The 26285-nt window shown below is 62.8% G+C and carries 24 protein-coding genes; 11 read left to right on the top strand and 13 right to left on the bottom strand.

Features of this window, described 5'->3' with window-relative positions; genetic code table 11:
• The first annotated feature begins 17 nt into the window (after positions 1–17).
• Both AC2FML_RS10955 and AC2FML_RS10950 read left to right on the top strand, forming a co-directional pair.
• The gene (locus AC2FML_RS10955; RefSeq protein WP_315901680.1) at positions 18–1043 is read left to right on the top strand and encodes a LacI family DNA-binding transcriptional regulator; all 1026 of its coding nucleotides are present in this window, start codon (positions 18–20) and stop codon (positions 1041–1043) included.
• Complete coding sequence (locus AC2FML_RS10950) at positions 1018–2262, top strand: winged helix-turn-helix domain-containing protein (RefSeq protein WP_480633807.1); 1245 nt, start codon at positions 1018–1020, stop codon at positions 2260–2262. Before AC2FML_RS10955 ends, AC2FML_RS10950 begins: the two co-directional genes overlap by 26 nt.
• A gap of 25 nt (positions 2263–2287) precedes the next feature.
• Here the strand turns inward: AC2FML_RS10950 and AC2FML_RS10945 are convergent, their stop codons facing one another.
• Entirely contained in the window at positions 2288–2986 is a 699-nt protein-coding gene (locus AC2FML_RS10945; protein ID WP_496783126.1) for a fumarylacetoacetate hydrolase family protein, read from the bottom strand.
• A gap of 776 nt (positions 2987–3762) precedes the next feature.
• Between AC2FML_RS10945 and AC2FML_RS10940 the strand changes: the two genes are divergently transcribed.
• Both AC2FML_RS10940 and AC2FML_RS10935 read left to right on the top strand, forming a co-directional pair.
• Complete coding sequence (locus tag AC2FML_RS10940) at positions 3763–5196, top strand: pyridoxal phosphate-dependent decarboxylase family protein (protein ID WP_496783124.1); 1434 nt, start codon at positions 3763–3765, stop codon at positions 5194–5196.
• The gene (locus AC2FML_RS10935; RefSeq protein ID WP_496783122.1) at positions 5196–5963 is read left to right on the top strand and encodes an HpcH/HpaI aldolase family protein; all 768 of its coding nucleotides are present in this window, start codon (positions 5196–5198) and stop codon (positions 5961–5963) included. The genes AC2FML_RS10940 and AC2FML_RS10935 overlap by 1 nt, the downstream gene beginning before the upstream one ends.
• A gap of 7 nt (positions 5964–5970) precedes the next feature.
• Here the strand turns inward: AC2FML_RS10935 and AC2FML_RS10930 are convergent, their stop codons facing one another.
• Complete coding sequence (locus AC2FML_RS10930) at positions 5971–7113, bottom strand: DUF3095 domain-containing protein (RefSeq protein WP_496783120.1); 1143 nt, start codon at positions 7111–7113, stop codon at positions 5971–5973.
• A gap of 136 nt (positions 7114–7249) precedes the next feature.
• Here AC2FML_RS10930 and AC2FML_RS10925 point away from each other — a divergent pair, with 136 nt between their 5' ends.
• The 3 genes from AC2FML_RS10925 (at position 7250) to AC2FML_RS10915 (ending at position 10600) form a co-directional block, all read left to right on the top strand.
• On the top strand, positions 7250–8422 hold the full coding sequence (locus AC2FML_RS10925; RefSeq protein ID WP_170365966.1) for an MFS transporter: 1173 nt from the start codon (positions 7250–7252) through the stop codon (positions 8420–8422).
• Between the two features lie 20 nt (positions 8423–8442).
• On the top strand, positions 8443–9474 hold the full coding sequence (locus AC2FML_RS10920) for a glycosyltransferase family 4 protein (RefSeq protein ID WP_496783119.1): 1032 nt from the start codon (positions 8443–8445) through the stop codon (positions 9472–9474).
• A gap of 103 nt (positions 9475–9577) precedes the next feature.
• Positions 9578–10600, top strand: coding sequence for an aspartate-semialdehyde dehydrogenase (locus AC2FML_RS10915; RefSeq protein ID WP_170340798.1), 1023 nt, complete (start codon positions 9578–9580; stop codon positions 10598–10600).
• A 145-nt stretch (positions 10601–10745) separates the two neighbouring features.
• On the opposite strand, the gene AC2FML_RS10910 is transcribed toward AC2FML_RS10915, so the two are convergent.
• Positions 10746–11102 carry a hypothetical protein gene (locus tag AC2FML_RS10910; RefSeq protein ID WP_260063785.1) on the bottom strand — a complete coding sequence of 119 codons (357 nt, stop codon included), beginning with the start codon at positions 11100–11102 and terminating at the stop codon, positions 10746–10748.
• On the opposite strand from AC2FML_RS10910, the gene AC2FML_RS10905 reads away from it, so the two are divergent.
• Complete coding sequence (locus AC2FML_RS10905) at positions 11086–11508, top strand: hypothetical protein (RefSeq protein WP_170340791.1); 423 nt, start codon at positions 11086–11088, stop codon at positions 11506–11508. The two genes, AC2FML_RS10910 and AC2FML_RS10905, sit on opposite strands and share 17 nt — an antisense overlap.
• Before the next feature lie 52 nt (positions 11509–11560).
• Here AC2FML_RS10905 and AC2FML_RS10900 read toward each other — a convergent pair whose 3' ends face one another.
• From AC2FML_RS10900 to AC2FML_RS10880, 5 genes are all read right to left on the bottom strand, one after another.
• Positions 11561–13480, bottom strand: coding sequence for a DUF3604 domain-containing protein (locus tag AC2FML_RS10900; RefSeq protein WP_496783116.1), 1920 nt, complete (start codon positions 13478–13480; stop codon positions 11561–11563).
• A 162-nt stretch (positions 13481–13642) separates the two neighbouring features.
• Complete coding sequence (locus AC2FML_RS10895) at positions 13643–15688, bottom strand: acyltransferase family protein (protein ID WP_496783115.1); 2046 nt, start codon at positions 15686–15688, stop codon at positions 13643–13645.
• Positions 15689–15886: 198 nt separating this feature from the next.
• The gene (locus AC2FML_RS10890; protein WP_496783114.1) at positions 15887–16198 is read right to left on the bottom strand and encodes a P-II family nitrogen regulator; all 312 of its coding nucleotides are present in this window, start codon (positions 16196–16198) and stop codon (positions 15887–15889) included.
• Positions 16199–16202: 4 nt separating this feature from the next.
• Positions 16203–17180 (bottom strand): sodium-dependent bicarbonate transport family permease, encoded by a 978-nt coding sequence (locus tag AC2FML_RS10885; RefSeq protein WP_170340783.1) that lies wholly within the window; start codon positions 17178–17180, stop codon positions 16203–16205.
• 61 nt (positions 17181–17241) lie between these two features.
• The gene (locus tag AC2FML_RS10880; RefSeq protein ID WP_093963954.1) at positions 17242–17892 is read right to left on the bottom strand and encodes a carbonic anhydrase; all 651 of its coding nucleotides are present in this window, start codon (positions 17890–17892) and stop codon (positions 17242–17244) included.
• 142 nt (positions 17893–18034) lie between these two features.
• On the opposite strand from AC2FML_RS10880, the gene AC2FML_RS10875 reads away from it, so the two are divergent.
• The 3 genes from AC2FML_RS10875 to AC2FML_RS10865 all read left to right on the top strand — a co-directional run bounded on the left by AC2FML_RS10875 (position 18035) and on the right by AC2FML_RS10865 (position 20602).
• Positions 18035–18424 carry a hypothetical protein gene (locus AC2FML_RS10875; RefSeq protein WP_496783112.1) on the top strand — a complete coding sequence of 130 codons (390 nt, stop codon included), beginning with the start codon at positions 18035–18037 and terminating at the stop codon, positions 18422–18424.
• Positions 18425–18485: 61 nt separating this feature from the next.
• A complete protein-coding gene (locus tag AC2FML_RS10870) occupies positions 18486–19868 on the top strand; it encodes a leucyl aminopeptidase family protein (protein WP_496783111.1) in 1383 nt (460 codons plus the stop codon).
• Complete coding sequence (locus AC2FML_RS10865; RefSeq protein WP_496783109.1) at positions 19865–20602, top strand: C40 family peptidase; 738 nt, start codon at positions 19865–19867, stop codon at positions 20600–20602. Before AC2FML_RS10870 ends, AC2FML_RS10865 begins: the two co-directional genes overlap by 4 nt.
• On the opposite strand, the gene AC2FML_RS10860 is transcribed toward AC2FML_RS10865, so the two are convergent.
• The 5 genes from AC2FML_RS10860 to AC2FML_RS10840 all read right to left on the bottom strand — a co-directional run bounded on the left by AC2FML_RS10860 (position 20599) and on the right by AC2FML_RS10840 (position 26243).
• Positions 20599–20949 (bottom strand): DUF2794 domain-containing protein, encoded by a 351-nt coding sequence (locus AC2FML_RS10860; RefSeq protein ID WP_170342743.1) that lies wholly within the window; start codon positions 20947–20949, stop codon positions 20599–20601. The genes AC2FML_RS10865 and AC2FML_RS10860 overlap by 4 nt on opposite strands.
• Positions 20950–21023: 74 nt before the next feature.
• The gene (locus AC2FML_RS10855; RefSeq protein WP_496783107.1) at positions 21024–22691 is read right to left on the bottom strand and encodes an ABC transporter permease; all 1668 of its coding nucleotides are present in this window, start codon (positions 22689–22691) and stop codon (positions 21024–21026) included.
• Positions 22692–22805: 114 nt separating this feature from the next.
• Positions 22806–24023: a phenylacetate--CoA ligase family protein gene (locus AC2FML_RS10850; RefSeq protein WP_496783105.1), complete on the bottom strand. Its 1218-nt coding sequence runs from the start codon at positions 24021–24023 to the stop codon at positions 22806–22808.
• A gap of 19 nt (positions 24024–24042) precedes the next feature.
• Positions 24043–24876: an ABC transporter ATP-binding protein gene (locus tag AC2FML_RS10845; RefSeq protein WP_170342738.1), complete on the bottom strand. Its 834-nt coding sequence runs from the start codon at positions 24874–24876 to the stop codon at positions 24043–24045.
• An 83-nt stretch (positions 24877–24959) separates the two neighbouring features.
• Positions 24960–26243 carry an ABC transporter substrate-binding protein gene (locus AC2FML_RS10840; RefSeq protein ID WP_170361184.1) on the bottom strand — a complete coding sequence of 428 codons (1284 nt, stop codon included), beginning with the start codon at positions 26241–26243 and terminating at the stop codon, positions 24960–24962.
• Positions 26244–26285: the final 42 nt, after the last annotated feature.

Genomic DNA, 26285 nt, shown 5'->3' with positions numbered 1-26285 from the left:
CAATGCAGGTATCCCCGGTGACAACAGAAACGAAACGCCCGCTTACTCTCCGTGATGTCTCAGAAGCGTCCGGTGTGTCGGAAATGACGGTCAGCCGGGTCCTGCGCAATCGGGGCGATGTGTCGGACGCGACCCGCACCCGGGTTCTGGCCGCCGCGAAAGAGCTGGGATATGTGCCCAACAAGATCGCTGGGGCACTGGCCTCGAGCCGGGTAAACCTGGTGGCTGTGATCATCCCGTCGCTGTCGAACATGGTCTTCCCCGAGGTGCTGACCGGCATCAACCAGGTGCTTGAGGATACCGAGCTGCAGCCCGTGGTCGGCGTCACCGACTATCTGCCGGAAAAAGAGGAAAAGGTCCTGTACGAGATGCTGTCGTGGCGGCCGTCGGGCGTGATCATCGCCGGGCTGGAACACACCGAGGCCGCGCGGGCCATGCTGGATTCGGCGGGCATTCCGGTGGTCGAGATCATGGATACGGACGGCAAGCCTGTGGACGCGATGGTGGGAATTTCGCATCGTCGCGCGGGGCGCGAGATGGCGCAGGCGATCCTTAAGGCCGGGTACCAGCATATCGGCTTCATGGGGACCAAGATGCCGCTGGACCACCGCGCGCGGAAACGGTTCGAGGGCTTCACCGAAGTTCTGGGCAAGCACGGGATCGAGATCGAGGACCGAGAGTTCTATTCCGGAGGTTCGGCCCTGGCCAAGGGGCGCGAGATGACCAAAGCCATGCTAGAACGCTCCCCAGAGTTGGATTTCCTGTATTATTCCAACGACATGATCGGCGCGGGCGGGCTGCTGTACCTGCTTGAGCAGGGTATCGACGTGCCCGGACAGATCGGCCTTGCGGGATTCAACAACGTCGAACTGCTGCAGGGTCTGCCGCGCAAGCTGGCCACCATGGACGCCTGCCGGCTTGAAATCGGTCGCAAGGCCGCGGAAGTCATCGCCGCCCAACTGGCCGACCCGAATACCGAGATCGAAACACGCATAACCTTGACCCCCAAGATCAGCTATGGCGACACGCTCAAGCGGCGCTGAACGGGGCAAGCTGCAACAACTCGACAATCGAACCGCCCGTGCGTTGTTCATGGACCGTCACGCGCTGGCGGAACAGCCCGCAGGTCCGGCCAAAGGGCCCGATCTGCTGCATCTGATCCACCGGCTGGGTTTCGTGCAGCTCGACAGCATCAACACCGTGGCGCGCGCCCATGACATGATCCTGTTCTCGCGCCGCCCATCCTATCGGCCGAACGACCTCAAGCGCCTGTACGAGCGCGACCGCAGCCTGTTCGAACACTGGACCCACGACGCCGCCGTGATCCCGATGGGGTTCTACCCGCATTGGCACCTGCGCTTCCAGCGCGACGCCGAGATGCTGCGGGCCCGCTGGCGCAACTGGCGACGCGACGGGTTCGAGCAGCAGTTCGAAACCGTGCTGCGACACATCCGCGACCACGGCCCGGTGTGCTCGGCCGATCTGGGACAGGATGAGAAAAAGGGCTCGGGCGGCTGGTGGGATTGGCACCCCTCGAAAACGGCGTTGGAATACCTGTGGCGCTCGGGGGCGCTGACGGTGGTGGGGCGCCGAGGGTTTCAAAAGCAATACGACCTGACCGAGCGCGTGATCGATACCCATCTGTGCCCCGGCGTGATGGAGTGTGACCACCAGGCGACGGTGGACTGGCTGTGCCACGCGGCGCTCGACCGGCTGGGCTTTGCCACCTCGGGCGAACTGGCCGCGTTTTGGGACACGGTCACCGCTGCCGAGGCGAAAGAGTGGTGCAAACAGGCTCTGACACGGGGGGATTTGCAGGAAATCGAAGTGGAATGCGCTGATGGTCGAATGCGCCGCGTGTTTGCGTGGCCCGGCTTGGCGGACCAGGCTGCCGACCCTGCCCCCGCCCCGGGGCGGATCCGTGTGCTCAGCCCGTTCGACCCGATGCTGCGCGACCGCAACCGCGCCCAGCGCCTGTTCGGCTTCCACTATCGGATCGAGGTCTTCGTGCCCGAGGCCAAGCGCACCTATGGGTACTACGTCTTTCCGCTGCTCGAAAAAGACCGTCTGATTGGACGGATCGACATGAAGGCCCATCGCGACGAAGGTATCTTGCGGGTCCGCGCCCTATGGCCCGAGCGTGGGGTCAGATGGTCGGACGCCCGTACCCGGCGGCTCGAGGCCGAGTTGGACCGGGTGCGCCGTTTTGCCGGGCTGGATCGGGTCACCTTTAACGCAGACTGGCTGCGCGCGCCTGTTTGAGCGGCCGACAATCCCTTTTTAGGGTCTATTCCGCCGGCCCGAGGGTCAGGCGGATGGGCTCCAACCCGTCGATGCCGCCGGTCAGCACGTCTCCGGCCTCGACCGGGCCGACGCCGGCGGGCGTTCCGGTCAGGATCAGGTCGCCGGGCCGCAGGTGATAGAACCGGGACAGGTGCATGACGATCTCGTCGATCTTCCAGATCAGTTCGGACAGGGTGGCGTCCTGCCGGACCTCACCGTTCACGCTCAGATGGATGCGGATGTCATCGGTCGGCGCCCAATCGGCGGCGCGGGTCAGCGGCGCGAACACCGCACCATTTTCCACATCCTTGCCCAGATCCCAGGGGCGCTGCTTGTTGCGCTCGCGGATCTGCAGGTCGCGCCGGGTCATGTCCAGCGCGCAGCAATATCCGAACACGGCATCCCAAGCCTGCTGCGACGTCGCCTGAAACACCGGGCGACCAATGGCCAGAGCCAGTTCCATTTCGTGATGATAATTCTCGGTGCCCGGCGGGTAAGGCACGGTTTGCCCGGTCAGAATGGCATTCTGCGGGGACTTGGTGAAATAGAACGGCACCTCGCGGTCAACCTCGTTTCCCATCTCGGCCGCATGGGCGGCATAGTTCCGTCCCACGCAGAAGATGCGCCCCACCGGATAGGTGTTGGCCTCTCCAACTACTGGTATCTGCACCACATCCGGCAGGGAAAACAGAGATTTGGCCATATTGCATCCTTTCCTTCATATTGCCGCGCAGACTAAAGGAGACACTCCGCTGTTCAACCCGGCAAACACGCCGATTATTGCCGGCCCGCCTGTACGTTTCGGCGCGAAGTTGCCAAGGCCGCGGACCTGGGCGCAAACCAGTTTCATCCGCGCAGACTATCCGTCTTTATTCTAGGGAAACTTGGGACCGCCCTGTTTAATAAACCGCACAGGCCGCGCATCATGAACGGAAATATCGGGCAGATATTCGAAGGCAGCGCAACAGGCCCACTGGCCGCGTCACCTTATTGCGACTTGGTTTCGCGGTCAGGTGCGCTAGATTTTCTTTCAGGCGGTCGGCGCGCCCAGCCAATCAAGCTTTGTTCATCAGCGTGCCACCGTCACGAATACCAAGGAAAAATTACGGTTTCGGAGAACCGCCGCTCTGGCCTCATCCCCCTGGGTGCTTGGGCTGCGCTGTCGGGGTGCAATTTGGGCACCTCACATTCTCCGATTCAGGGCCGGAGCCCTTCAACACAGGGATTCTTCGGCCCCGGGCCAGGCAAATAACTTCAGACACCGTCTGGCCACCCCGCCGGAGTCGACCCCTAGTTTCTCCGGCGGGGTTCTCCGATCCGCACAGCCGGTGCGATTTTCTTTATTAGAGCCTGAGTTTGGATCGAACGGCCGCCACGGTCCCACCTCACAGCGCCATCGTCGTCCGGAATTTGATTGACCTGCCCGCCTGCATCGCCATCACTTGCCCGCGAAAGATGCGAAGGCGGAAGGCAAGGCAGATGAGATGGGATGAATTCTCGGAATGGGGCAAACGCATTTCCGAGTGGACGCAGCATTATCACCAAACCGTCGGCCAGCACCCGGTGCGCGCCCGGACCGAGCCCGGCGAGGTGCTGAACGCGCTTCCCGCGAAGGCGCCGGAGCATGGCGAACCGATAGAAGGGATTTTTCAAGACTTCGAGCGGATCGTGATGCCCGGCATCACCCATTGGCAGCACCCGCGCTTCTTCGCCTATTTCAACTCGAACGCCTCGGCGCCGTCGGTGCTGGCCGAGTTTCTGGCCAGCGCGATCGCGCCGCAATGCATGCTGTGGCAGACCTCGCCCGCGGCGACCGAGATGGAAACCCGGATGATGGACTGGCTGCGGCAGGCGCTGGATCTGCCCGAAGGCTTTGCGGGGGTGATCCAGGATTCAGCCTCGTCGGCCACGCTGGCCGCCGTTCTGACCATGCGGGAAAAGGCGCTGAACTGGCAGGGCAACCGTCAGGGCCTGTTCGGGCAGACACCCTTGCGCGTCTATTGCTCGTCCGAGGTGCACACATCAATCGACCGCGCCATCTGGGTGGCCGGGATCGGGCAGGACAACCTGGTGCGCGTCCCGATCAAGGGTGACTGGCGCGGCATGGACCCCGCGGCACTCGAGGCCGCGATCCGGGCCGATCTGGACGCCGGCCTTCACCCCGCGGGGGTGATCCTGTGCGTCGGCGGCACAGGAACCGGCGCGACCGATCCGGTGGATGAGTGTCTGAAAGTCGCGCAGAAATATGGGCTGTACACGCATGTGGATGCAGCCTGGGCCGGGTCGGCGATGATCTGCCCCGAATACCGCCTCTATTGGCCGGGGATCGACCAGGCCGACAGCATCGTTTTCAACCCGCACAAATGGCTGGGGATTCAGTTCGACTGCTGTGCGCATTTCCTGAAAAACCCCGACGATCTGGTGCAGACGCTGGCGATCAGCCCCGAATTCCTCAAAACCCACGGCAAGGACGGGATCATCAACTACTCGGAATGGTCGGTGCCGCTGGGCCGTCGGTTCCGGGCGCTGAAACTGTGGTTCGTGATCCGCGCCTACGGGCTGGAAGGCTTGCGCGCGCGGCTGCGCAACCACGTCAACTGGTCGCGCGACCTGCATGACCGGCTGGCGGCCGAGCCGGATTTCCGGATCGTCACCCCGCCCTTGTGGTCCCTGTGGACCTTCCGATATGAGCCACCCGGCGCCGCGGATCTGGACGACCTGAATCTGCGGCTGGTGAACGCCATCAACGATGACGGGCGCATCTATCTGACCCAGACCCGAGTCGATGGCGACATCGTCATCCGCTTTCAGGCTGGCCAGTTCGAAACCACCGAGGAGGATGTCCGGATGGCCTTTGACGTGATCACCGAAATCGCCCGCACCTTGCCCACACCCCCGCAGGAGGACCGCTGATGCCCGCCCCCAAAAACCCTTTCAAACAGGCTCTGATAAAGGGCGAAATGCAGATCGGCTGCTGGATGAGCTTTGCCGAAGCCGTCACCGCGGAAATCATGGGAACCGCCGGTTTCGACTGGCTGGTGATCGATGGCGAACATGCGCCGAATGACATCCGTTCGATCCGCGATCAGCTGATTGCGCTGGCCAACAGCCCCTCGCACCCGGTGGTGCGGCTGCCCATCGGCGAGACCTGGATGATCAAGACCGTGCTGGACGCCGGCGCCCAGACCATTCTGGTACCGATGGTCGAAAGCGCGGATCAGGCGCGCGAGCTGGTTCGGGCCTGCCAGTACCCGCCCAAAGGTGTGCGAGGTGTCGGGGCCGCCGCAACACGGGCGACAATGTACGGCACCATCCCCGATTACGTGGCCACGGCCGACCCCGAAATCTGTTTGCTGGTTCAGGTGGAAAACCTTGCGGGCATGGCCGCGCTGGACGACATCCTTCAGGTCGAGGGCGTCGACGGCGTTTTCATCGGCCCGGCCGATCTGTCCACCGACATGGGTTACAAAGGCGACAGCACGGTGCCAGAGGTGCGCACCGCCATCGCCGATGCTTTGAAGCGGATCCGGGCAGCAGGCAAGGCGCCGGGTATTCTGGGCACCAATGATGAAGCGGTTCAAGCGTATCGGGACATGGGCGCGCAGTTCCTGGCGGTCGGTATCGACGTCATGCTGCTGGCTCAGGCCGCCCGTGGGCTGGCCGCGAAATGGCGTCGCTGAGGGCGGATCATCCCTGCATTGCGGCGGCGGCCTGCGCATAGCCGCCCGATGCACCATCGACGAAATGTACGTGATCGTCGCGCGAGGCGGCGGGCACGAAGCAGGTCATCATCGCCTCTTGCTGGGAATGGATGCCATATCTGATTTTGCCGCGTCCGCGCGCATCCTCAAGGGTCCGGGCGATGCGCGACAGGGTCTCGTCATCGCAATCCAGCGTCATCTTCAACCCGTCATCAAATTTGCGGAAATCCGCATTTCGGCTGACCATGTTCTTGTAGTGGCCCGGCTCGAAGTCGCCCAGTCGCTTGCCCGATTTGAACAGCAGCCAGATCAGCAGGTTCTGCACAAGCAGCGCGGCCTTGCGCACGGCCAGATTGCGCCCAGCGCGCGAAACATGGGCATCCAGTGCAAGCCCCGGAGGTGGCCACTTGATCGGAGGGCCGCCGGCCGGCACGGGATGGCCCGCTCGCTCCAGAGCCTCGGATGCGGACAGAACTGATTGCGCCAGATCAGCAAAGTCGCGTTCTGTCGCCTGCGCAGTGGGCTGGATGACAAGTGAAACGATCTGCCCATGCCGCGCAGGGCTGTTGGACCAGCGGCAGGACAGTCCCGTCAGGTCGGGCTGCGCGTCGGACCCGGCGGGCGGAACCTCGTACCGGCCAGCCTTCATCTGCGCCTCGGCCCAGGCCAGTCCGCCACCGGTGAACATGGCGTAATCCACCCCCGAGGACGGCGCATAGCGCGCCACCCGCAAGTCGAGCCCCTCCGCGCGCAGGTCGGACACAGGAACTAAAGCCGCACGCAGCGCGATGCCGAACTCGGTTTTCGCCCAGCTGCGCAGCGCAGCCAAGGTGTCGCGCGCCACGTCGGCCTCCTCCTTCGGGATGGCAAATCCGGCGCCGTCGCCACCAAAAACATAGGGAAAAACCCGCCCGCTCAGCGCGTTGATCATGCCTGAGATCACCGCCGCGCCCACCATGTTCACCGTCTTGTAGCGACCACGCGCGATTTCGCCGGTCGAGTCCACGATATCCGCGACGCCCACGATCCAGTCATCCGGGACCGGGGTGAATTGTTCCGGATCCGACAGGGCAAGAAAGTCGCGTGTAATGGGTACGCGGTCGTAGAATCCGATATCGGCGGTCTTCATTGTCCCTCCCGTTTGCTTGCCGCAATGATAGCGTAGTGCGGGGGCGTTTCCCGATACTGCAACATATCACACGCGCTTGTGCATGGCATCGGGACGTGCCAAGCATCCCACCAAGGCGGACGGCAAGGAGACCGACATGCAGGCAGGTTTGGTGATCTTGTGTCTGGCCTATGTCCTCAGCCAGTTCTTCCGCGCGTTCCTTGCGGTTCTGACTGCCGATCTGGCGCGAGACATCGGCGCCACGCCCGAAGATCTGGCCTGGGCCTCGGGTCTGTGGTTTCTGGTCTTTGCGGCGATGCAGATCCCGGTGGGCTGGGCGCTGGACCGGGTTGGCCCCCGGCAGACGGCGGCGGTTCTGCTACTGATCGGCGGCGCGGGTGGGGCCGCGGTGTTCGCGCTGGCCGCGACGCCCCTGCATGTGGCGGTGGCGATGGCGTTGATCGGGGTCGGATGTTCGCCGGTTCTGATGGCCTCGTATTTCATCTTTGCCCGCGAATACCCGCCCGCGAAGTTCGCTACCCTGGCCGCTGTTATGCTGGGCGTGGGGTCGGTCGGCAACCTCGTGGCCTCGTACCCCACGGCGCTGGCGGTCGAGTTGATGGGCTGGCGCGCGACTCTGGCTGGGCTGGCCGCGATCTCAGGCGCCGTGGCAGTGGGCATCTGGGTCACGGTCAAAGACCCCTCGCGGGTTGTGTCCGAGCAGAAAGGGTCGGTTTTGGACCTGCTGCGCGAACCTGCGCTTTGGGCGATTTTGCCGTTGATGCTGGTGGCCTATGCACCCTCGGCCGCGTTGCGGGGACTGTGGGCCGGGCCGTACCTGCTGGACGTGTTCGGGCTGAGCGCCACCCAGATCGGGCAGGCCACGCTGGTCATGGGCGCCGCGATGATCGCGGGCACTTTTGCCTATGGCCCGCTGGACCGGCTGCTGAACACCCGAAAATGGGTGATCTTCGGCGGCAACGCGCTGGCGGTGTTGGCGCTGGGGCTGCTGGGGCTGTGGGTCGCCGAGGCCGTCTGGCTGTCGGTTCTACTGATGGCGCTGATCGGGTTTCTGGGGGCATCCTTCCCGGTGATCATGGCGCATGGGCGCGCCTTCATCCCGGCGCATCTGGTGGGGCGCGGCGTGACCCTGCTGAACCTGTTTGGGATCGGCGGCGTGGGGCTGGCGCAATTCGCCACCGGCCGCATCCATGCGGCGACGGTGGACATGGGGCCAACCGCACCCTACACAGCGATATTCGCCTTCTTTGCCGTCACGCTGACGATCGGCTGCGTGATCTACCTGTTCAGCCGTGACAGCATGGAGTGAGACCCGCAGGAGCGCGCGCCGTGAACGACCCCGTTGTTATTGCCCCAAACCTAAAACGCCGCCTGTCCGGCGTGACCGCCACGATCGCGCGGCTGGTGCCGTTGCAGGCACAGTGGATCGACATCGCAGCCACCGGTCCGGGTCTGCCTTCGGACATCCCGCACATCCCGCTGGGCCGCCTGCCCTTTCTGTCGCGCAGGACGCTGCGGGTCTGGCACGCCCGCCGCAACACCGAGATGCTGCTGGGCCTGATCCTGCGCGACCTGCTGCGGCTGCGGCTGAAACTGCTGTTCACCAGCGCCTCGCAGCGGGCGCACACGGGCTATACCAAGTGGCTGATCGGCAAGATGGACGCGGTGGTGGCGACCTCGCGCAAGACGGCCGGATACCTCGAGCGCGACGCGCAGGTGATCATGCACGGCATCAACCTGCAGGATTTCACGCCACCCGCCGACAAGGCGGGGCTGCGGACGCAAATGGGCCTGCCCGACGGGCTGCTGCTGGGCTGCTATGGCCGCATCCGCCACCAGAAAGGCACCGACGCCTTCGTCGATGCGATGATCGACCTGTGCGGGCAGGTCCCCGACGTACATGGCATCGTCATGGGCCGCGCGACCGAGAAACACAGCGCTTTCCTGACCGAACTGAAGGACAAGGTGGCCCAAGCCGGCCTGTCCGACCGCATCCTGTTCAAGCCCGAGGTCACCGTGGACAAGATTGCCCAATGGTACCAGGTGCTGGATCTGTTCATCGCCCCCCAACGCTGGGAGGGGTTCGGACTGACCCCCCTCGAAGCGATGGCCTGCGGTGTGCCGGTGGTGGCCACCGATGTGGGCGCATTCTCCGAGATCGTGACCGACCCGACGCTGGGTCGGGTGGTGCCTCCGGGTGACATTCCGGCGCTGGCCGCGGCCGCGGCCGAGATGCTGGCGGACCGTGATTCCCTGGCCCGCGCAGGCCGGGCCGCCCGCGCCCATGTGGAACGGAATTTCGACATCAACGGCGAGGCGCAGGCCCTTGTTGCGCTCTATCAGCAGCTGCTGAAGGCCTGAGTCGCCGCAAAACTGCGTCATTCGGTCAATTCCGCCGCGAAGGCCCTTTTTTATTTTCTGCAACGCGGCTATGAACGCGCGTCCTTAATTCAGGAGACTAGACATGGGCTATCGCGTCGTTGTCGTCGGCGCCACGGGTAACGTGGGCCGCGAAATGCTGAACATCCTGGCTGAACGCCAGTTCCCCGTGGACGAAATTGCCGTTCTGGCAAGCCGTCGTTCGCTGGGCACCGAAGTCAGCTTTGGCGACAAGACACTCAAGACCCAGGATCTGGACACTTTCGATTTCACCGGCTGGGACATGGCGCTGTTCGCCGTGGGGTCCGCCGCGACCAAGGATTACGCCCCCAAAGCGGCAGCGGCCGGCTGCGTGGTGATCGACAACTCGTCGCTCTATCGCTACGACCCCGAGATCCCGCTGATCGTGCCCGAGTGCAACCCGCAGGCGATCCACGACTACAAGAACAAAAACATCATCGCCAACCCCAACTGCTCGACCGCGCAGATGGTAGTGGCGCTGAAGCCGCTGCATGACCGCGCCAAGATCAAGCGCGTCGTGGTCTCGACCTATCAGTCGGTGTCGGGCGCCGGCAAGGAAGGCATGGACGAGCTGTGGGATCAGACCAAGGCCGTCTACAACCCGATCAACGAGGTCGCCCCGAAGAAATTCCAGAAGCAGATCGCCTTCAACGTCATTCCGCATATCGACGTCTTCATGGAAGACGGCTCGACCAAGGAAGAGTGGAAGATGGTCGTCGAGACCAAGAAGATCGTCGACCCGTCGATCAAGGTCACCGCGACCTGTGTGCGGGTGCCGGTTTTTGTCGGACATTCGGAATCGGTGAACATCGAGTTCGAGGAATTCCTGGACGAGGACGAGGCCCGTGACATCCTGCGCGAAGCTCCGGGCGTGATGGTGATCGACAAGCGCGAGGCCGGTGGCTATGTCACGCCGGTTGAATGCGTAGGCGATTTCGCCACCTTCATCAGCCGTATCCGTCAGGACTCGACCGTGGAAAACGGCCTGAACCTGTGGTGTGTCTCGGACAACCTGCGCAAAGGCGCGGCTCTGAACGCGGTTCAGATCGCCGAGCTGCTGGGCCGCGAGGTCCTGAAGAAGGGCTGATAGCCGGACCAGACTGAAATCTTAAAACCCCGCGGCATGGGCTGCGGGGTTTTCATTTTTTGGCAATGCGAGAAGGAAGACGCGCCAGGCATCACCGCAGGTTCTGCCCAAGCAAAAGTAAATTCGCCAGGTGAATAGCTATTATTCACATAATCAATTTTTCATATTTCACAGCTGCTGGTATTTTTCCGCCCATTGAAGGCGCCTTCGTTTCAATCTCAGCCGAGGGGAAACGAGCCATGATTGACCAAACAGAGCCTGACCTGTCGCAGGAACCGGGGTTCGACACCGCGCGATCCCACCAGCTCTGGAACCGCTGACTAGGCCGATGTTTTTCTGGCCTTCGGTGCTCGACGCCGCACTGCCAGACGGTTCGGGCCGGGTTGGGCAGCATGGTTCGGATGCCCGCGTCAGAACACACCTTTTCCGGCAAACCCAGTTTTCCACGCCCCGTGCGGCTCATCGAATATTCAAAGGAGACCGTTATGACCAGATTGCCCATCTTTTTTCTGACCACCGCAGCAATATTTGCCGTTTTGGGCATGTTGTGGGGAATCCAGATGTCCGCCAGCCATGATCACACGCTGTCCCCGGCACATGGCCACCTGAACCTGATCGGGTTCGTTGCGCTGGCAGTGTTCGGATTCTACTACGCTCTGACCCCCGAGGCGGCGCGCAGCGGTCTGGCGAAGCTGCACTATGGGCTGTCCGTGGCAACGGTGCTGGTGCTCGTTCCCGGAATCGTGCTGGCAATCACCGAAAGGGGCGAAACCCTTGCCCAGATCGGATCGCTTCTGGCTGTACTGACCATGGTCCTGTTCGTGTTCATCCTGCTGCGTCACGGTTTCGGAGCGACAGACGCGGACAACCGTAGGCCGGTGGCCGGCAACCCCAACCCAGCCGAATGAACAAGACCGCCCCGCCTGCGCGAGGCGGGGATTCGCTCAACGGAACGACCGTTTATCCCGGGGTGTACCAGATTGGCGACGTATAGGCCCGTTCGGTCGTGATCATCGGAACATAGTCCGGCATCTCGATCCCGAACCGTTTGGCCTCGTAGGCGGTCCAGCGGGGGGTCGGGATCTCGATCACACGGGCGTAGTAGAACGCAGACAGGTTGGGGTCGAAATCCGGATCCTGCCACGTGGTGATCAACTCACTTGCTCCGATAGTGTTGGTCCACGTGGCGTTTTCGACGTCGACGGTATTGCCGACTTCGGGCAGTTTGCCGTTCTCGTCCATCTGGCGATCGCCGGCCCAGACGACGTTGTAGACTTTCTCCTGCAAGGCCCCGTCAGCATCGACCCAGCCCTTGACGATCTGGATGCGATCCAGGTTGCCGGAAATCGGGTCCTTCAATGCAAAAACAAGAAAGTTCGGAGCCCGCCCATCGGGAGACGCCTGCAGGTTGCCCCCCATCGGTACGCCTTTTTTGTAGCCGGCATCCGCAGGAACACGGCTTGCGGCATCCTCATCGGTGAAGTCATAGCCGCCAAAAAACCGAACCCCCATACGCGACCCCGTGGTCGCGTAGGTCTCCCTGCGTTGCATCGCGTCAAAGATCGCCTCGCGGGTGTTTTCCGTCGCCCAGACCGCACCCAGTCCACCAGCGGCCTGTTTCCAGCCATAGATCGACAGCTCTGGATCGGGTGCTTCGATTACCAGGTGTTCCCAACGGTTCGGGCCGGGCTCGACCCCGGAATGTTTGCCGAAAAAGTTGTCTTCCTGGGCCGTTGCCATACCGGTATGCGAATCCGTCGCGCCGACCATCCCGAACTTGAACGGGTTCACACCCAGCTCCTGTTCGATCTTGAGCCCGCGCTTCAACGCCTCGCGTGCATACTCACCGGCCAGCATCTCTGGTTGCTTCAACTCGGTTCCGTTCAGATTGGCCGCGTCCCATGTGTCGAAATCTGCGAACTCGTCATCGGGGCTGAGGAACGGATGCGCCTCACCGTCGCCCTTGATCTGCGTCGGTTCGTACAGCGGCTCGAACCGGGCGCGCAGGCTTGCGATCTCCTGGGTGAGTGCGGATCCATCATAGGCGTTCAGAGAGAACATCCGCCCGTTCGACAGGTTGCCGTTATGCGCGATGGCCAGGACCTCGCCGCCTGTCCGTTCCTCGTATTCGGCCAGAAAGGCCCACAGGTCCTCGGGGTTCTTGCTGTCATATTGCGAGAACGGGCGGGTCTGGTTGGCCCGGTCGCGCCCATCGCGGAACAGCACGTTCCGGTGCAGGTTGTTGGCGCCCTCGGTGGTGTATTCATAGCCGATGATGGCTGAAAAGACCCCCGGCTCGTTGAAGCTGTCGGCAAGGGCCGTGTACGCCTCCCACGCATGCTTGATGGCCTTCGGGTTGTCGATGGGCGGGACGTCATCCGACAACGAGGCGACGATCTCCATTGCCGTGTCAAACGCAAGCTGGCTGTCACCCGCCGTCAGCGCCTCGTACCAGGCCTTGCCCTGGGGTGTCGCCAGAACCTCGGCGTCTCCGGCCAGCAGTTGCGGCATCAGCCCATACATCTCGGCATGGTCCGAGACGACCAGCCAATCGAGCGGACGGGACAGCTTGGCCCGAAGGCCGTGGGTTGTCGTGACCTCTTCGCCGCGGGCAAAGCGAAACGCCTGTTCCTGGGTCAGCCGGGTCATCGTGCCGGCGTCAACCGAAACCGAAGTATGCAGATGCGAGTCTCCCCACAGCGGCCGTTGGGGAAAATTCCGCCCCGCATAGGGAGAGAAATCATCAGGCGCCAATACGACGTCCGTGCTGTCCTGCTCGGTCTGGAATTCCTGCGCGGACACGGATGTGGCGGTCAGCGCGGCCAGACAGGCCAATGTCCACAAGGGACGTTGTGAAACGATTGCGAAAGACTTGGTCATAAAATCACTCCCAGGTGTGGCATTTCCATTCGGTTGGTTCCGGAAACGACGGCAGCCTATCACGGAATTGGATATTCGAATAAAATTACCTGATGACGTAACCCGTGCCACGCGCTGCAGTACCGCGGCGCGCGGGCGGCAGACCAATGCAGGGCTGAGGAATCACTCCCCGGTCGGCGCGCTCTGGGCCAGGTCGGCGTTCTGTTGAAACTGGCTGCAGGGACGGTCATTAGCAGGACCCACAGCGCCAGTGTCGGCTGGCCCATTAGGTTCGTCCCCGAACAGGAACCATCCACCGGTGCGGCACCCAAGTTCGCGCGAACCTTCTTTCGAGAGATGGCGACCATCCCGATAGTATGCCGTCGTGCCGTCGCTGGCGCGGCACATGCCGTCAGCATCGCAGAGTATCCGATCCAGCCAGACGACTTTGTGGCGGCCCTCGAGCTGGTGCAGCATCTCAGCAACCTCAAGAAGCTCCGGCTGTATGTCCGCGAACGAATAGTCGCACAGATCCGGGTCAGCGCCTCGGAGTTCTGCATTCACCGCGCAATAGCCCAGGTTTTGGCCATTCGAGGGGGGCGGAGACACAACGATCGGGGTTTTACCGGCAGACACAAGCCGTTCGAGCGTTTTTTCCAGGTTCCGCAGAACCGTGCTCTGCGGGCCTTCGGGGTCCATTGCACCGTCAACGGCGGCGAGTCCGCCGGGCTCGAACAGGTAGTAGAACGGCGATGAGACGATGACATAGTCAATGCTGTCGGTCGAAGTGACATAATCCAGCACCTGGTCGCTGAAATCCAGACAGGCTTGCGGGGATTCTCCGGTCCGGCCGCGATCGGCAAAGGCGATACCGGCGATCGGCGCGCAGAGCGACTTGGTCAGCTGGACGACCGCAAGCTCGGGATAGGCCGCGGTCAGGCCGACCACCAGATGCATGGCGAAACTGTCCCCCCAAACCGCAACCTTGGGAGACTCGGAAGTCGCACAGCTGTCCGGCACCGGCATCCGACCGTTGCATTCATTGCTCAAACCGCGGTTCGGAGCCAGGCTTTCGGTCAGCCTTGGCAGATCGAGATCGCGCAGCGCCTTGCGATCGGGCGCGCCATCGGTTGCGAAGATCAACACCCCGACCGAGAACACCAAAGCCGATATCGCGGCGCTTCCGATGAAGATCCCCCGGCGGCTGAACAGACCTTCCCTGCGACGGCGAAAGGGTTGCTCGACGAAGCGCCATGTCAAGGCGGAGAGCACAAAGGCCAGCACAACAAGGCTGGCGATGGTCAGCGGCGTTGGGGCCGGAACACTCCGGATCTTGGCAAAGACCAACAACGGGTAGTGCCACAGATAAAGGCTGTAGCTGATCAGGCCGATCCAGACCATGATCCGAGACGACAACAGCGCCCCCACCGGGTCCAGTTGGCTGGCGAAAAGGATGACCAGAACGGTTCCCAGAACGGGCACGGCCGTAAGGATTGACGGGTGCGGCGTGTACCGGTCGAACATCACGTAAGACACCAGCAGCCCGGCCATGCCCAGCAGGGGCAGCACAGTCGAGAAACGCCCCTTGTCCTGCCGCGGAACGAAGGCGCATATCGCGCCGGCCAAAAGCTCCCACGCGCGGGTATAGATGAGGTAGAACCCTGCCCTCGGTTCGTTTTCCGATGTCCACTGCGCCAGCAACAGACTAGCCAAAAGCAACACCGTTAGGCCAATGATGCAGGTCCGGGTCCCTCTTCGAAACAGAAACAGCAGCAGTAGCGGAAACAGCAGGTAGAACTGTTCTTCCACCGCAAGGCTCCAGGTGTGGAGGAGCGGATGCATGTCGAATTCATCCGCGAAATAGTCCTTGTTCCGGAAGAAGAAGACGTTCGACAGGAAAACCGCGACGGATGACAGGCTTCGCGAATAGACCCTGAGATCGGCCGGCAGCATCCAGATCCACGCCAGGCAGGTCGTCACGGCCAGAACCACAAAAAGGGCCGGAAGAATCCGCCTGGCTCGCCTTTCGTAGAAATCAACGATGGACAACCGTCCGCGTTGAATATCCCCGATCAGAAGCGACGTGATCAAGTAGCCGCTGATGACGAAGAAGACATCAACACCCAGAAACCCACCGGACAGCCATGACAATCCGGCGTGGTAGAAGACCACTGGCAACACGGCAATTGCCCGAAGGCCGTCAATTTCCCTTCTGTAGGCGATGCTCAATACGGCCAACCTCAAGATGCTGGCTGAAATGCTAGCGCCCGTCCGGGTTGCCATCAACGATGTTTGTCAGTCAGCCCGCTCTGAAGGAAAATGTGTGGTTTTGCGAACAGGGGTTTGCCTGTTCGCTCCGCACATCGTGCATGGGTCCACGCCATGAATCCGGTAGTTAGGCGCGCATCCGATCCCAAGATCTCCGGGTCAGAAACGCTCGGCCCGCAGAACCTGGCAATCGGTGACGCTTACAACCCCGATATGGCGATCAAGTACGGGAAGGATCGCGCTCAGCAGCCCGTCCAAGCGATCGGGGCGAATGATGCAGATGACCTGGACCATCCCGCTGGCGCGGCTGACCTGGCCAGAACGGCTCCATTCACCCGATCGTCCCGATCCGCCGAGCACCGGCAGGATCGTGAACCCGGTCACACCTTGATCGACCAGAGCATCCGTCAGACGGGACTGCACGATGGCTTCGATGGTGATCTCGACCCGTTTGGCATCATGTGTCTGCATCGCTTTATCCTCCGGTAACGGCCCGGGCGACCGAGACGTAGATCGGCAGGCCCAGCGCCAGGTTGAATGGGAACGTGACGCCCAAAGACAGGGTCAGATAGATGGACGGGTTCGCCTCGGGCACGGCCACGCGCATCGCCGCCGGAACCGCGATGTACGAGGCGGAGGCGCCCAACACCATCAGCAAAACCGCTCCGCCGGTGGACAGACCCAACAGGAGCGCGGCCACCAACCCGGCACCGGCCCCGATCAGGGGCATCAGCACGCCGAAGCCAAGCAGACCCATCGTGATCAGCCCGCGCCCGGCACGCAATCCGCGCCCGGCGACTATACCCATGTCCAGCAGGAACAGGCACAGAACCCCCTTGAACGGTGCGACCACGAAGCTGCTGATCTCGGCCAGACCGTCCTCGCCCGTGATCCAGCCGATTGCAAACGACCCGACCAGCAGAACGATCGAACCATTGAGGGCAATCTCGCGCCAGAGATCCGAGTCCATCCGGCGGGCTCCGCCGCCGCGGGAGATCAGCCACAGAGCGGACAGGATCGCCGGCGCTTCCATCGCCGCCGCAACGGCCACCATGTAGCCCTCGTACATCAGGCCCTGACTTTCCAGAACCGACGTACCGGCCACGAATGTGACGATCGAGATTGAGCCGTAATGCGCTGCAACTGCGCCGGCGTTGACATGGTCAAGGTTGGTCAGCACGCGCAACAGGCCGAACGCCACCAGGGGCAGCAATGCGGACAGAATGACACCTGCAATGAGGGACAAGCCAAGCGTGGCGTCGATCCCGTGTGCGGCAACACTGACACCACCCTTGAAGCCGATCGCAAACAGCAGATAGATCGACATCGCCTTGGCGATGGCCTCGGGAATGGTCAGGTCAGATCGGGCCAATGCGGCTGACAGACCAAGCACAAAACTGAGAATGATTGGCGAGACCAGATTGTCGGCCGCCAAAGACAACAGGTTTTCCATACAGTCACCGCACCCTAATTGAACTATCGTTCAATTAGGGTGCGTTTCTCCGATTTAAAGACTAAACCGGCAGGAATTTTTTTCCTGACGGATCATAATACTCCAGACCGCCTTCGCCGATGTCGGTCCACAAGCCGTGCAGCGATATCGAGCCGTTCTGTACGGCCTCGGCCACGAACGGGAAGGTCATCAGGTTTTCGAGCGACGCGACAACCGCCTGACGCTCGAACTGGCGCGCTTGTTCGGCGGGGTCCTCGACATCGGAGACCAGATCGAATTTCGGCTTGAGGATGTCCATCCAGCGTCCGACAAAGCTCTCTTTGGCTTCCAGTTGCGGCGCTTCGCCCTTGCACATGTCGATACAGCCCTGCACCCCGCCGCATTGCGAATGCCCCAGTACAATCAGATGCGCCACTTTCAATGCCGTCACCGCATATTCGATGGTTGCACTGGTGCCGTGGCGCTCGCCATCCGGTTCGTAGGGCGGCACCAGGTTGGCAATATTGCGGTGGATAAAAAACTCGCCCTGGTCGGCCCCGAAAATCGAGGTGACATGGACCCGGCTGTCACAGCAGGAAATCACCATCGCACGCGGACGCTGCCCCTCGGTCGCCAGCCGGCGGTACCAGGCCTGGTTTTCGGAATAGGACGTGGCTTTCCAACCGTGGTACCGTTTGACCAGATAGCTCGGCAGAGGTTTGGCGTGGTGCATCGCGTTTTCCCAAATTTGCAGTTCGACCGCCGATCTAACGCAAGTTCGAACAAAATTCGAGACATTATCCCGATTGGCCGCAAGGAATTGCAAAGGTCTTTTGTGACAGGTTCGCAGATGCCGTGGGGGCAGAAAGATTGGGGTGAATGAGGTGGACAAGATCGTCACGCTTGAACAGAAGGAATCCGTGTGGCTGGATCCGGACCGGTTGAACGGGCTGTATCGGCAATTGGGTGACACGAACGCGGTCGACGTTCTGTGCCGAACGGTCGAGGAACTGGCAGTACGCCTGTCGAATTGTGAACGGCTCTGGCGTCAACGTGACTGGGCGGGGCTGCGCAAATGCGCCAAGTCTCTGGTCGCGATATCCGAACAGGTCGGCATGACGGCGCTGGCCCGGGTCGCCGGCGACGTGGCCCGGACGGTAGATGCCGGCGATGCGGTGGCGACCGGAGCCACGCTCAGCCGACTGATCCGGGTGGGCGAACGGTCGCTGACCGCAGTATGGGATCAACAGGATCTTTCGATATGACGGGTTGCGGGCGAACAACAGGCGGCTAGTGTAGGCGGCACCAGAACAGTCCGAGGCGCCCATGTCCCTGTCTTTTGCACCTTCCGATGCTCCTGCCATTGATCTGCATGTTCTTGCGCAGGACGGGCTCGTGCCATGGCTGAAGTCTCAACCCGATGAGACACAGGCCTGGGTGGCCGCGAACGGATTCACCGGCGCAATCGGGCAGGTTCTGCTGGTTCCCGGACCGACGGGCGCGCCGCAATTCGCGCTGGCAGGCTATGGAACAGACACCCGGCGCGCTCGGGTACGCTTTCCGCTTGCCGCCGCCGCCGAGGTTCTGCCCGAAGGCACTTACCGGATTGCGTCCGGTTTGCCGGCAGACAGAGCCGAAATCGAAGCCCTGGGCTGGTTGCTGACCGGGTACAGTTTCGACCGATATGCCGAACAGTCCGGCGCAAAGGCCAAATTGGTCGCGCCGGACGGTGTGAATGCTCCACGGGTTGAGATCATGGCCAATGCCGAAGCTCTCACCCGTGACCTGGTCAACACTCCGACGGCCGACATGGGACCTCAGGCCCTGCAAAACGCCGTTGAAACGCTGGCGCAGGAGTACGGGGCTCGTTGTGCCGTCACCATTGGCGACAGCTTGCTGGAACAGAACTTTCCCATGATCCACGCGGTGGGTCGGGCCGCCGAACAGGCTCCGCGCCTGATCGAGATGACCTGGGGCACAAGCGGCCCGAAGCTGACCTTGGTCGGCAAGGGCGTCTGCTTTGACACCGGCGGACTGAACCTGAAGCCCGGTGCCTCGATGGGGTTGATGAAAAAGGACATGGGCGGCGCGGCGAACGTGCTGGGACTGGCGCGCATGATCATGGCGCTGGATCTGCCGCTGCAGTTGCGGGTGCTGATCCCGGTTGTGGAAAACGCGGTGGCGGGCAACGCGTTCCGGCCCGGCGACATCCTGACCTCGCGCAAGGGACTGACGGTCGAGATCAACAACACCGATGCCGAGGGGCGGCTGGTGCTGGCCGACGCGCTGGCGCTGGCGGATGAGGGCGCGCCGGATCTGGTGATCTCGATGGCGACGCTGACCGGCGCGGCGCGGGTGGCGGTGGGGGCGGATCTGGCCCCGTTCTATACTGACGACGATACCGCCGCGCAGGCCCTGACGCAGGCCGCCGTTCAGGCGGCTGACCCGGTCTGGCGGATGCCGTTCCACACGCCCTATGAGACGTTGATCGAGCCGGGCATCGCCGATCTCGACAACGCGCCGGCGGGCGGGTTCGCGGGGTCGATCACTGCGGCGCTGTTCCTGCGGCGGTTCGTGGAAAACAGCCGGTACATGCATTTCGACATCTACTCCTGGCAAAAGGCCAAAGAGCCCGGCCGCAGCAAGGGCGGGTTGGGGCAAGGGCCGCGCGCCCTGCTGACCGCCCTGCCCGGGATGTTGGGCCTGTGAACCGCGCTCGCGTCATCCGCCCCGTCGTGGACCTGCTGCGCAACCCCAAGGGCCCGCGCGACCGGCAGCTGCTTTGTGGCGACGGCCTTGACGTCACCGAACAGTCCGGCGGCTGGTGCCGGGTGACTTCCGACAAGGATGGGTATCAAGGCTGGCTCCGCGCGGACCAGTTGGGCCCTGACGCCCCGGCCACGCATTGGATCTGGGCCCCGGCGACCCATGCCTATTCGGAACCCGACATCAAAAGTCCCGACCGGGTCAGCCTGAGCTTTGGCAGCCGGATCGTGGTGCTGTCGCAGCAGGACCGCTTTGTCGAGACCGAGCTTGGGTTCATCCCCGCAGTGCAAGTCAAACCGGTCGGAACCCTGCTGAACGACCCGGTCGCGGTGGCCGAACTGTTTCTGGGCACCCCCTACCTGTGGGGCGGCAACAGCCGGTGGGGGCTCGATTGTTCAGGCCTGATTCAGGCCGGGCTGCTGGCGTGCGGCGTTGCCTGCCCCGGCGACAGCGGCGACCAGGAGCGGGAGCTTGGCACCGCACTGCCCGAAGGCACCCTGGCGCAGCGCGGCGATCTGTTGTTCTGGAAAGGCCATGTGGCTTGGGTGTCCGGCGACAACATGCTGCTGCATGCCAATGCCCATCACATGGCGGTGGTCTTTGAACCGATGGATCAGGCCATTGCCCGGATCGAAGCCCAAGGCGACGGGCCGGTCACGGCGCACAAGCGGCTCTAATCCGGGTCGACCGAGCGGATCAGCTTGCGCTCCAGCACCCGCAGAACGGCGCGCAGGTCGTGCCCGCGTTTCAGGATGCGCCCGTCCATGCCCATCACCGAATACATCCCCTGCTTTGAACGCAGCCGGGGGTGTTTTTCAACACGATAGATCGGGTGCTCGGCGGTACGCCGGAAGATCGAGAATATGGCAACGTCGCGCAGATTTGATATTCCGTAGTCACGCCATTCTCCGGCGGCGACCATCCGTCCATAGACGGAGAGAATCTGTGACATCTCTTGCCGGTTGAAGGCCACCGGCATCTGGACCGGACTTGCAGGGTTCCGGCTGGGAGGCTGCATGTTCATGTCTTCAGCCTTGCCGGAAAATGCGATCAGATCAAGCCTGTCACGACATGGTGTGGTTTTTTTTGAACCGCCCGTCAGGGCCGGCGCCCGACCTGGCGGCAGATCAGGATCACCGGCAGCAGCCCAACGGCCAGGATCACCAGCGACGGAACGGCCGCGCCCTCCAACCGTTCGTCCGAGGCCAGCCGATAGGCTTGAACCGCCAGCGTGTCAAAGTTGAAGGGCCGCATGATCAACGTGGCCGGCAGTTCCTTCATCACGTCCACGAACACGATCAGCAGCGCCGTCAGCAGCGAGGGCGTGAGGATCGGCAGATGCACCCGCCGCAACGTGCCCAATGGCGTCTGCCCCAGCGAGCGGGCAGCGGCATCCATGTTGGCATGTACCGTGCTCTGACCGCTTTCATAGGCACTCAGCGCGGCGGCCAAAAATCGCACCATGTAGGCCGCCACCAACAGCCAGATCGAGCCCGTGACCAGCAACCCGGTCGACACGCCGAAGGTCTGCCGCATCCAAGCGTCCAGCGCATTGTCAAACCCGGCAAAGGGCACGATCAGCCCGACCGCGATCACGCCGCCTGGTACGGCATAGCCCAACCGCGCAACATAAGCCGCCATGGCCGAACCGCGCCCGGGTCTCAGCCGTTGGAAGAAACCGACGCAGACCGCGGCGCAGACGGTGATCACCGCCGCCGTTCCAGCCAGCGTCAGAGAGTTCCGAATGAACCCGAGATAGCGGATCGAAAGCAGGTTCTGCTCGGACTCCAATCCCATCTGAGTCAGGACGATCACCGGCAGCAGAAAGCCGAACAAAACCGGAATGGCGCACAATATCCATGCCGCCACAGCCTGCCAACCGCTCAGCTGTGCAGCGGGCAATGCCGCGTGGCGTTTGCCGGGTTGGTAGTATTTGGCCTTGCCACGCTGGGTGCGCTCGGTCACGGCCATGACCAGCGCAAAGGCCAGAAGGCACAGCGCCAGCTGCGCCGCCGCCGCGCGGTCGGCCATCGAAAACCAGCTTGTGTAGATGCCGGTGGCAAAGGTCTGAACCCCGAAATAGGCGACGGTGCCGAAATCAGCGATGGTCTCCATCACTGCCAGCAGCACGCCACCGGCAATCGCGGGCCGCGCCATCGGCAGCGAGACCCGCCAAAAGGCCGACCACGGGCTGCTGCCCAGCGCCCGCGCCGCCAGAAAGGCGGTGGCACTTTGCTGCAGAAAGGCGGCGCGCGCCAACAGATAGACATAGGGGTACAACACCAGGATCAGCATCACCGCCGCGCCCTCGGTCGAGCGGATCTCGGGAAACCAATAGTCGCGCGGACCCCAGCCGGTCACCTGGCGCAGCGTGGTCTGAACGATGCCGGGATGATCGAGGATGAAGGTATAGGCATAGGCCAGCACATAGGCTGGAAAGGCCAGCGGCAGCACCAATGCCACCTCGAACAGGCGTACGCCGGGAAAACGGGTCATGGTGACCAGCCACGCGGCTCCGACCCCGATGGCGAATGTTCCCACCGAAACCAATGAGACCAGGATCAGCGTGGTGGCCGCATAGCCGGGCAGGACCGTGTCCAGCAGATGCCGGATCGTGTCAGTGCCGCCGGTGACGGCCGCCAGCACCACGGCGACCATCGGTAACAGGCAGGCCGCCGCCACCAGATAGGCCAAGGCCCCGACGAACCGGGTACCCAAAGCCCCGCGGTTGCGCGATCCATGTTCTGAGAATTCGATCTGGGCCATGGCCTCGGGTCGGCAAAGGTTGCGGTTCCCCTTTAATCGACCAAAAAACTCGGAAACGCCAGTGGGCAGGCACAGGTTTCTGCGGCGCATTTGGCCGCAGAACCCCGGGCCGGATCAGTCGTAGACGCGCTGATCCTCGATCACCAGCCCGTCCTTGGGCAGCGAACCGGGCGGCACCACCTGAACCGTGCCCTTCAGCTTGAGCACCTCGACCACGGACTTGGCATAGGTGCCATCATCGCCGCCAGGGCTTTCGATCTGCACGGTCATCGTGTCCATCTCGCCCTGCCGGGCAGCGATGACGCGGGCCTTGACGATCTCGTCATGCTTGGCGACCAGCGCGGCCACCTGTTCGGGGCGCACGAACATGCCCTTGATCTTGGTGGTCTGGTCGGCGCGCCCCATCCAGCCCTTGATGCGCAGGTTGGTGCGGCCGCAGGGCGACTGCCCGGGCAGCACTGCAGAAAGATCACCGGTGGCAAAGCGGATCAGCGGATAGTCGGGGTTGAGGGAGGTCACCACGACCTCGCCGACCTCGCCTTCCGCCACCGGTGTTCCGGTGCCGGGGGTCACGATTTCCACGATGACATGCTCGTCGATGATCATGCCCTCCATTGCGGCGCTTTCATAGGCGATGTTGCCCAGATCGGCCGTGGCATAGCATTGCAGGCAGGAAATGCCCCGATCGGCATAGGCCTGGCGCAGGCTGGGGAACAATGCCCCGCCGCCCACGACCGCCTTCGAGAAGTTCAAAGCGACGCCCATCTCGTCGGCCTTGTCCAGGATCACCTTCAGGTAATCGGGCGTGCCGGCATAGGCGGTGCAGCCCACGTCGCGCGCGGCGGTCACCTGAAGTTCGGTCTGGCCGGTCCCCGCGGGAAGCACGGCGGCGCCCACGGCACGCGCGCCGTTTTCAAAGATCATGCCCGCGGGTGTCAGGTGATAGCCAAAGCAGTTCTGCACGATATCGCCCTGCCCCACGCCCGCCGCATGCAGGAACCGGCCCATGCGCCACCAGTCGTGATCGACTCCGCCGGGCTCATAGATAGGCCCCGGCGACTGGAACACATGGGCAAAGCCATGCGCAGGTTTGACGGTAAAGCCACCAAAGGGCGGGTGCTGTCCCTGCGCCTTGGTCAGGTCGGACTTGCGCAGAACCGGCAGCCCGGGCAGATCCGCGATGGCCTGGACCGCATCCAGATCGACATCGGCGAAATGGGCCGCGAAACCGGGCGCGGATTTCGCCCGCGCCAGCTGTTCGCGCAGACCGGCCGAGTGCTCGGCGGCGCGCTGATCGGCCGAACGGGTTTCCAGAGCGTCGTAGAATGTCATCGCCAGATCCTCCATCCGCTCACAGCCACCTTTTGCGGCGACGATATGACCGCACGTCGCGGAAGCTCTTGCGGCCTTCGTCGGACATGCCGAGGTAGAATTCCTTGACGTCCGGGTTTTCGCGCAGTTCGGCGGCAGGGCCGTCCATCACCACGCGCCCAGATTCCAGGATATATCCGTAATGGGCAAAGCGCAGCGCCACGTTGGTGTTCTGCTCGGCCAGCAGGAAGGACACGCCTTCCTGTTCGTTCAGGTCCTTCACGATGGTGAAGATCTCCTCGACCAGCTGCGGCGCAAGGCCCATCGAGGGCTCGTCCAGCAGGATCGTCTCGGGGCGGCTCATCAGCGCGCGGCCCATGGCGACCATCTGCTGCTCCCCACCCGAGGTATAGCCCGCCTGTGACCGACGCCGCTCTTTCAAGCGGGGGAAATAGTTGTAGACCAGTTCGAGGTCCTGCTGGATGGCGGCCTTGCCGTCCTTGCGGGTATAGGCCCCGGTCAGCAGGTTTTCCTCGACGGTCAGATGTTCGAAACAGTGGCGGCCTTCCATCACCTGGATGACGCCCTTCTGCACCAGATCGGCCGGATCGCTCTCGTGCACGTTCTGGCCGCGATACTTGATCGAGCCCTTGGTGACCTCGCCGCGTTCGGAATGCAGCAGGTTCGACACCGCCTTGAGCGTCGTCGTCTTGCCGGCCCCGTTGCCGCCCAGCAGCGCGGTGATCCCGCCCTTGGGCACGGTCAGGCTGACGCCTTTCAGCACGAGGATCACATGGTTGTAGATCACCTCGATATTGTTGACCTCAAGCAGGGTTTCCGCCTGCACGTCAGTGGTTTGTGCCGCATCCAGCATCAGCGCGTGTCCTCATGCGTGCCCCATTCGGGGCTTGTCCGGTTCGGGACGGCGGTCAGCCGCCGCCCCGGTGTTCGTGCCGCTTAGTTGCAGCCCGGTTCGATGTTGTTCTCAGCCGCGTATGCGCTCGAGTCTTCCTCGATCAGCGGGCCGATCACGTCCGTATCGGTAGCCTTGAACTCCGAAATCAGAGTCCAGGTCTTGCTGTCTGCATCCCACTGGGTCACGCCCACAAGGGCATCCCCGCCGTGGTTTTCACAGCTGACCGAGAAGGTCGGACCAAAGTTCGGCAGGCCCAGTTCGGCCATCTTCGCTTCGGTCATCTCAAGTGCTTCCATACCGTCGCGCATGTCGCCCGAGGTGATGTCAGCCTTGCCCGAGATTTCCTGTGCCTTCTTGGCGGCTTCGGCGGCCAGCATCGCAGCATAGAGACCACGGTTGTACAGGACCGTACCGACCTGATCGCCGGCGCCGGCGGCCTTGCCCGCGTCGATGACGTATTTCTGCAGGTCGTCATACAGCGGATAGTCCGAGCCGACGTTGTGGAAGGTCAGCGCCTTGTAGCCATTCGCGGCCGCACCGGCGGGCATCACGTCATGTTCAGCGCCCGACCACCAGATGCCGATGAAGTTCTCCATCGGGAACCGGATGTTCGCGGCTTCCTGGATGGCCACCTGGTTCATCACGCCCCAGCCCCACATCAGGACATAGTCGGGACGATCGCGGCGGATCTGCAGCCACTGCGATTTCTGCTCCTGGCCAGGGTGATCAACCGGCAGGGCCACCAGCTCGAAGCCGTGCTTTTTCGACAGTTCTTCCAGCGTGCGGATCGGCTCCTTGCCATAGGCCGAGTTGTGATAGACCAGCGCGATCTTCTTGCCGCTCAGATCACCGCCGTTTTCCTCGAGCAGGTAGTTGATCGCACCCGAGGCACCGTCCCAGTAGTTGGCCGGATAGTTGAACGTGTGGCTGAACACCTTGCCGTTCTTGGCAGAGGTTCGGCCATATCCCATCGTGTGCATCGGGATGTCGTCAGCGGTGGTTTTCGGGATCAGCTGATAGGTGATGCCGGTCGACAGCGGCTGATACACCAGCGCACCTTCGCCTTTGGTCGATTCATAGCATTCCACACCCTTCTCGGTGTTGTAGCCGGTTTCGCACTCGATGACCTTGGCCGGAACACCACCGATGCCGCCGTCCCGCTCGTTGAGCAGAGTGAAATAATCCGCGTAGCCATCCGCGAAGGGGATGCCGCCCGCGGCGTAAGGCCCGGTGCGGTAGCTGAGCGACGGGAACACGAGGTCGGCCATTGCCGGACCTGCGGCCATCAGCGCACCCAGCGCCATTGTTGCCAGTTTCTTGTTCATCGGGTGTCTCCTCCCTTGGTTTGTCCGATGTTGGTTCGGGCT

It is taken from the genome of Ruegeria sp. BHSC029 (assembly GCF_059613085.1).
Note: the sequence above shows the minus strand (reverse complement) of the source record. Positions and strands in the feature narration are given on the sequence as shown.